The sequence below is a fragment of the Streptomyces smaragdinus genome, from assembly GCF_009604385.1.
Classification (GTDB): domain Bacteria; phylum Actinomycetota; class Actinomycetes; order Streptomycetales; family Streptomycetaceae; genus Streptomyces; species Streptomyces smaragdinus.
The window spans coordinates 1-7,490 of record NZ_WEGJ01000081.1; the positions used below are offsets into that span (position 1 = coordinate 1).

Consider the following 7,490-nt stretch of genomic DNA (forward strand, 5'->3'; position numbering starts at 1 on the left):
ACGACAACCGCCCCCTCTGCCACCTCGAAACCGACGACAGAAGGCTCGCGGCACCCACCCGCCACCGCATCAACTTCGGTGCACTCTCATCCGTACGAGGTGGTGCACGTTCACGTGTACGCCGACAGGCGGCTTGCCACAGGACGGATATCCGGGTTCACGTCGCCGCGTCGACGCCACAGTCGAGCGCTCCCGGAACCGGTGGATGGTGACCGAGTTCTACATGCACGAGGCGGGCACGTGCTGATCGCCCGCACGTTGGGAAGCGTTCTCGGCGCGGGAGCGCTGGCTATGGCCCCTGTATACCAGGCAACTGCTGGTGGTGGCGGGCCTGACAGCTGGGGAACCAGTACGACGTGCAGCTACGCGCGTGCGGAGTGCAGCGTTCGGGCTAGCTCAGCCGACACCGAGAAGACAGGGCGTACTCGCCGACCTGGCAGAAGCCACAGCAGTACAGGGGGTGTGAAGAAGGGCTTGGGGGGCGCGGGTGGCCGGGGGCCGGATTCATGGGCCCCTGGATACAAGGCGGTTCCAGGCGGGGGAGTCTTCCCGGTGCTGCCGTCGGACCCAGAGCCTCGGAAGCCCGGCCGCTGGCGGCCGGGCCGAGGGTCGGAACCCGTGGTCCGGGAAGCTGTTGATCAGCTGCGGCTGCCGAAGCCGTCGATCCAGCTCAGCCCCGACGAGCGCTTCACCCAGGTGGTCGGCGTGCCGACCTGGATGTGGGTGAGCAGTGAGACGTGGAAGCCGGTCACGGCATCGGCCGTCGTGCCGGGGCTGAGAGTGATTGCCACCGGAACACCAAGGTCGGTGACCTGGGACATGGGCGACGGGATCACTGTCGTCTGCGTAGGGCCGGGATCGCCGTACTCGAAGGAGTATCCAGCGGCGGCGAAGTCCCCTGATTGCGGCCACGTATACACACGTACCTCCACGGGAAAGCCGGGAGAGGCGTTCACCGTCGTTGCGACCGTCGAGTGGGCTGTCGAATGGGCTGTCGAATGGGAAGGCGGCGGCGAGACGGGCACGGTGGCCGGAATGGCGACGAGCACCGAGATGGCTGTCAGAGTATCCGAGGCCCAAGCGCTCGTTGTCCGCTGAGCTTCCCGCGGGGGCGTGACGCAGATTGCTCGAAGCAGCCGCTTCACGTGTGACAACCTGACGCGAGCGGATGGCTACTTCGAGGAGACCTCACCCATGGCCAAAACGACGCAGCTGCGTACTTACACCGTTCGGGAGGGTCTTCTCGACGAGTGGGTGGAGCGCTGGCGTTCCGAGATCGTGCCGTTGCGTGTGGAGCTTGGTTTCGAGATCGGGGGTGCTTGGGCGGATCGTGAGCGGAATCAGTTCGTGTGGCTGATCTCATACGAGGGGCCGGAGTCGTTCGAGGAGCGCAACGCGCTCTACTGGGCTTCGCCCGCGCGCAAGGCGATGGGGCTCGACCCGGACGATTACCTGGTGAGCACTGACGACCGGACGGTCGAGCCGCTGGTGTGATTACGCGGGTGGGGGCAGCATGTGGTGGCGGCGCTCGGCCTCGGTGAGGGTTCGGAAGACGCGGTTACGGGCGTGGGCTTCGAGTCGTTGGTAGTCGGGCTGGGTCGGCCAGATGCGGGCGGTGCCGTCGTTCGAGGCGGTGAGGATGCGGGTGCCGTCTTGTGACCAGGCGATGGAGGTCACCTTGTCCTGGTGGACGCCCACCACGGTGAGTTCCTGGTGGGTGTCGGCCGACCAGAGCCGTACGGTTTTGTCGTCGGATCCGGTGGCGATGGTCCGGCCGTCCGGGGACCAGGCGACGGCCCGTACTCTGCCTTCGTGGCCTTTGAGTACGGCTGTGCGACGTCCGGTTGCCGCGTCCCACAGGGCAGCGGTCCAGTCTCCGGAGGCGGTCGCCACGCGGGCTTCATCCGGAGACCAGGTGATGTCGTCAACGTAGTTGTCGTGGCCGCGCAGCACGGTGAGCTGCTGGCCTTCGGCGATGTCCCACAGCCGGCCGGTGCGGTCGTCGGAGGTGGTCGCGAGGTAGCGGCCGCTGGGTGACCAGGCCACTGCGCCGACCCAGTCCTGGTGCCCGGCCATCGAGGACACTACCGTGCCCGTGTCGGCGGTGAGGATGTGGAGCAGTGCGTCGTGGTCTGCGGTGGCGATGCGGCTGCCGTCGGGCGACCAGGCGATGGCCTCGACGACCGGTCCCTGGTTGTTGATTTCCTCTGCCGACTCTCCCGGTGTGACTTTGGTGAGTCCGTTGTTGGCGCTCATCGCCAGGCGGTCGTCGGTGGGGGACCAGGAGACGCTCCACACACGGTCGCCCATGTCGATGGCCGGCCCGGTCTCTTCGCCGGTCTCGGCGCTCCAGGTACGTATCGTTCCGTCGTCGGAAGCGGTGGCGATGCTGCGCTCGTCGCGGGACCAGGCCGCCTTGTTGACCGCGCGTTGGTGTCCGTCAAGGACAAGATCTTCGGCTCCATGCGGGCGCAGGTTCCAGACCCGTCCGGTGCCGTCGGTGGAGCTGGAGGCGATCTGACGTCCGTCAGGGGACCAGGTGACGCCCCAGACGGTGTCGGTGTGACCGCGCAGGACGGCGATTGTTCTTGCGTCCGTGGTGTCGGTGATGCGGACGGTACGGTCGGAGGAGGCGGATGCGATGCTGCGCCCGTCAGGGGACCAGGCGAGGTTCCAGACGTAGTCCGTGTGGCTGCGGATCAGCAGGCGCAGTTCCCCGGTGGACGCGTCCGAGATCCGTACGGTGTGGTCGCCGGAGCCGGTGGCGATGCTGCGGCCGTCGGGGGACCAGGCGACTCCCTCGACGAAGTCCGTGTGCCCGGACAGCGTGCACGCGGGGACGCCGGTGGCGACGTCCCAGATGATGGCGGTCTGGTCGTGGGAGGTGGTGGCCAGGCGTGTCCCGTCCGGCGCCCATGCGACGCCCCACACGTCGCCGCGGTGGCCGTGCATTTCCTGGGTGAGCTGTCCGGTTGCGGCGTCCCAGACTCGTACGACCTGGTCCTTGAAGGTTGCCGCGATCAGGCGCCCGTCAGGGGACCAGGCCACCTGCCGGCCGCTGTCCGTGGCGCCGGTGAGGAGGTTCAGTGTCTCGCCGGTCGTGGTGTCCCAGATGCGGATCACCTGGTCGCGGGAGGCGGTGGCAACGCGGGTGGAGTCTGGGGACCACGCCACGCCCTCGATCATGGTGCCGGCGGAGTCAAGGGTCAGCCGGGTGCGTCCCGAGGCGGCGTCGTAGAGGCGTGCGGTGCCGTCGCGGGAGGCGGTGGCCAGCGACCGGCCGTCGGGGGACCAGGCGATGTGCCGGACCGTATCCGTGTGGCCGTCGAGTTGCATTCGCAGATGACTGGTGGTCAAGGCCGCCAGCAGGGCGCGCCGGGCCGTGTCCGTGACCGCGCACTCCTCGAGCGCGGCGAGCGCCAGCAGCAGCGACAGCTCCGGCTGCTGCTCCACCTGGCCCAGGACGTACTGGCCGATGCTGTCGGACACCCGCCCGAGGAAGGACAGGTCGCGGCGCTGCGAGGACTCAACGAGCACCCGGACAGGCTCCGAGGCCTGCCCGCTCTCCTCGAGCGCCGCCAGCCACCGCTGGGCTAGTTCCAGCCGCTCGCCGGTCAGCAGGTAATCGGCGCTGCGATCGGCTCGCTGCCAGTCCGCTGCCCATCGTTCCAGCTCCGCACGCCGGCGTAGCTGCTCCGCCTGCGCTTCGACTTCCTGGCGCAGCGGTGGCCACTGCCGGAACAGTGCCTCGTGTGCCACCTCCCCGTACGCCAGTGCTCCGGTGGCGGCGCTCTCGGCGTTCGAAGTCAGCAACCGCGCTTCGATGAACGCGTCCACCACCCGCCGCTCATCCGGCGTGAGCTCGTCCAGCGGCACCCGCCGTCGGGTCGCGTCCGTGCCCTGGACGGTCACGAAACGCAGCAGTACGCGCAGGACGACGCCGATGCCGTCGGTATCGTGCAGATGGGCCACGGTGTGATCGGCCTGGCGGGCGAGAGCGCCGGCGACTCCGCCGAGCTGACGGTAGAGGTCCTGGGTGACGGTTTCCCCGGGCCCGGACGCCAGGTACAGCTCCTGGAGAAGATAGGCCAACAGCGGCAGCGCATCGGGGGTGCTGGCCTCGTCGAGCATGGCCTCCACCACGCCGGTTTCGAAGCTCATGCCCACCAGGGCGCCGGGCCGCTGCACCACCTCGGCGAGCTGGCGGCGTCCGAGGGCACCGACAGCCACCGGGCGCTGGAACAACTCGGAGAATCCTGTGTCCAGCACCGCGCTGAGGAAGTCGACCCGGAGTGTGACCAGGATCCGTAACCGCTGATCGCGCCGGAGAGCGGTGTTCAACGCCTCCAGGAAGCGGTCCCGCTCGCGCTCGCCGGCCAGTGTGACGAGCTCCTCGAACTGGTCGATCACCACGAGCATCCGCCGGAATCTCGACGTGCCGCGCAGCCGCGCCAACTCCGATAGGAGCGCGGCGGGCTCACGCCGCAGCCGCCTCAGTACGGTGTCCGTCGGCTCCCCGCCTGCCGCCGCGATCGCGGCGGCCAGAGCGCCGAGAGGGTTGGCGCCGGGAGTGAATGCGGGAAGCACGGACCAGCGGCGATCACGCAGCCGGGGCATGACCCCGGCCCGCACCATGGAGGACTTCCCGCTGCCCGAAGACCCGACCAGGGCGACGAACCGGTCACTGGGCTGCGGAGCTGTCTCGTGCAGCCGACGGATCACCTCGGAACATTGGCCCTCCCGCCCGAAGAAGATCGCCGACTCGTCCTCGTCGAAGGCCCCCAGGCCTGGGTAAGGGGCACGATTCTGGGGCCAGTTGTGCCGTGGCGGAGGGGCGGGATTGTCCAGCCGGTACGCGGCCACCTGAACGACGACCATCGCGATGATCAGCAGACCGATCGCTGGTATGGACGCCTGCTGCAGGAACCGGAGCAGCCACGGAGTGTCATCGACGTTCGTGGCGTAGTTGGTGACGATGCCCAGCATGCTGGCCACCAGCACCAGTAACACCTGGAACAGCAGCTGCAGCCGACCCCTCACCGGATCGATCCCGTCCGCGCTGATCGCACCCCGTGCCCCGCCCTCAGTCAGCCCGACCCTGATCGCGGACCTGGAACAGTCCGCCCTTCCATCATCCCCAGTCACGTATGGGTGCTGCAATACCAACATTGAGTGACCACACTTTGTGGCCATCCGGGACGTCGGGTTCGCAACCGCATTGTTGAACGGGTCGGGAGCCCGGTTCTCCGGCGCACTCTCGGTCTGCGATCAACTGCCGTCGTCAGGAGCCTCGATGATCGGATCAGCGCATCGCCATCGCATCGTGACGTCGCACGGAGCCATGCCGTGCCGGAGCCCAAGGGGAAATATGGGTCTTTTCGTGTAGCCGATCTGTCCCGATGATCACGTGATTCCGAGAGCTGTGAGGGGTCGTTGTGGGCCGCAGGTGGCTTGGCTGGCTATGACGTTGTTCAACGGCCCCACGATGTCGGCCTGAAGTGGGATCTGGCAGCGATCACGGGGACCCGTCACGGGGAGTCACTGGAGCAGGATCAGCTTGCGGAGTAGTTCGAATTCGGCTCGTCCGTATAGCTGCCTTTTGATCTTCTTGATGCGGTTCACGGCGCCTTCGGTGCCGCCCGAGCTCCAGTGGAGTGTGAGCCCGGCAGTGACGGCGTCGAGGTCGCCGAGGAGGCCGCGGGCGAAGCCGCTCAGCCCGGGCAGGTCTGCCCCGGTGGCATCTTTGATCCAGGCGGGCAGGAGGACGCCGGTCTGCTGGGTGACCATGTCGCCGAAGTCCCGGATCAGCCGGTGTGCGGTGGTCAGTTCCGGGCAGGTGTCCAGGACTGTCTTGAGGAGTTGGTGTTCGTCTTCGGTGAGGGTGGAGGGGCGGCGGGTGAGCCAGCCGGTGACCTGCCGGACGCTCGGTGGTCGCAGGGCAGGGGCTGGCCGCGGGGGTCTGCGGGAATGGTGGTCGAGGCGGCGGACCGCCCAGTCACGAAGGGTGGAGTAGGCACCGGTCCATCCTTGTCCAGCCAGTTCGCGATGGAGGTCGGTGAGCGTGACGCGCCCGTCGGTCTCGGTAATCCGCCGGGCGAGGTAGGTGTGGTGAGCGTCGAGGCTGCTGCCGCGATGGTGACGCCCGGTGGAGACCTGCTGCCAGGTATCGGCGCGGGCATATCGCTGCACGGTATGGCGGCCCCAGCCCAGATGGCGGGCGATGGCACGGATCCCCATGCCGTCGTCCAGCAGGCCGTGGACCAGGGCATGGTGAGCCCGCAGCCGGGCGGCGAGCAGCCCGTTGCCGTGAGCGCTCACCTCCGAGGGCCCGGGGCGTGGCGGCGCAGCAGCGTTCCCGGCAGCCTGCGGCGCGGCCAGGCAGGCACGGTGCGCGACGACGCACTTTTCGACGGCCTGTCCGAGGTTCTGCCAGAGGTGGAAGCGATCAGCAACCTGCCGGGCGTCGGGAGCGCCGTCGCGCGCGCCGTCCGCGTAGGCGCCGGCTCGGTCGCGGCAGATTACCTCGATGCCGGGATGAACGGTCAGCCACTGCGCGAGCGGGGCGGCGTCACGGCCGGGCAGGACGTCGATGACCCGGTGGGTCTCGCTGTCGGTCAGGACGGTGGCGTAGGTGTGGCCGCGCCTGGTGGCGAAGTCGTCCACGCCCAGTACCTGCGGAGTGGCGGAGACAGGGTCGGGCATCCGCCGGATGCGGTTCAGCAAGCCCATCCTTCCCGCCGTCAGGCCCAGCACGGTTGCCATCCGGGCGCCGGCGCGGCCCGCCAACGCCAGCGCAACCTGGTCCAGCAGCGCCCCCAGACGATCGGTACTCCGCGCGTACGGACTGGTCAGATCAGGTATCTGCTCGGCGAAGGTGCGTTGGACGCAGGCGGCGTCGACGCACACGAAACGCCGTACCGCCAGCACGATCCGTACCGCGCGGCCGGCGAGCGGCAGGTCCTGTAATCGCCGCTCGTAGCGGTCATGCACCCGCCGTGAGGCCCGGCCGCACGCAGGGCACGAGCCCGTCTCGCTCCGGCCGCGCAGGCGCACGGCGAGTCCGCATGCGGTGTGCACCGCCGCGGTGACCAGCACCTCGAAGCCTTCGAACAACACGTCCTGCCAGGAGATTTCGTTGTGGTCCATGGCCTGGACTTCGCCCCCGGCCGGCAGGATCAGCCTGCCTCAACCGAACATGACGGAGCGTCAGCTCTCATGGCAATCAGCAGGGCGCACCCCGGCGCGAAAGCAGGAATCGAACACGCCTCTAACCCACCGTGACGGGTCCCCGTGATCGCTGCCAGATCCCGTATCACAACGTCATAGCCAGCTTGGCTGCACGCAGCGGCGATGTTGATGGTGGGGGAATGTCTTGAGTTTTGTGTATGCCCTTTCTTTGACGTCTTGGGGGTTTAGTTCTAGTTGGTCACTCGTTCGTGGCGAGGGGTAGTCCGTCGAGGTCGATTCGGTCGCCGTAGAAGCCGACGAGG

At 68.2% G+C, this 7,490-nt stretch carries 5 protein-coding genes; 2 read left to right on the top strand and 3 right to left on the bottom strand.

Annotated elements, in window-relative coordinates; genetic code table 11:
* Positions 1-638: 638 nt before the first annotated feature.
* Positions 639-791, bottom strand: coding sequence for a hypothetical protein (locus tag SRB5_RS36945; RefSeq protein ID WP_228390698.1), 153 nt, complete (start codon positions 789-791; stop codon positions 639-641).
* Positions 792-807: 16 nt separating this feature from the next.
* On the opposite strand from SRB5_RS36945, the gene SRB5_RS36950 reads away from it, so the two are divergent.
* Positions 808-1,098 carry a hypothetical protein gene (locus SRB5_RS36950; RefSeq protein WP_228390699.1) on the top strand — a complete coding sequence of 97 codons (291 nt, stop codon included), beginning with the start codon at positions 808-810 and terminating at the stop codon, positions 1,096-1,098.
* Positions 1,099-1,194: 96 nt separating this feature from the next.
* A complete protein-coding gene (locus SRB5_RS35440; protein ID WP_153457930.1) occupies positions 1,195-1,494 on the top strand; it encodes an NIPSNAP family protein in 300 nt (99 codons plus the stop codon).
* Here the strand turns inward: SRB5_RS35440 and SRB5_RS35445 are convergent, their stop codons facing one another.
* Positions 1,495-5,040 (bottom strand): nSTAND1 domain-containing NTPase, encoded by a 3,546-nt coding sequence (locus tag SRB5_RS35445; protein WP_323379042.1) that lies wholly within the window; start codon positions 5,038-5,040, stop codon positions 1,495-1,497. It abuts the gene before it with no gap.
* Positions 5,041-5,538: 498 nt separating this feature from the next.
* The gene (locus tag SRB5_RS35450; protein WP_153457932.1) at positions 5,539-7,146 is read right to left on the bottom strand and encodes an ISL3 family transposase; all 1,608 of its coding nucleotides are present in this window, start codon (positions 7,144-7,146) and stop codon (positions 5,539-5,541) included.
* Between the last annotated feature and the right edge of the window lie 344 nt (positions 7,147-7,490).

Excerpts from the sequence above, each read along its gene's own strand:
- SRB5_RS35440 (WP_153457930.1), top strand. The coding sequence starts at position 1,195 with ATGGCCAAAACGACGCAGCTGCGTACTTACACCGTTCGGGAGGGTCTT.
- SRB5_RS35450 (WP_153457932.1), bottom strand. The coding sequence starts at position 7,146 with ATGGACCACAACGAAATCTCCTGGCAGGACGTGTTGTTCGAAGGCTTC.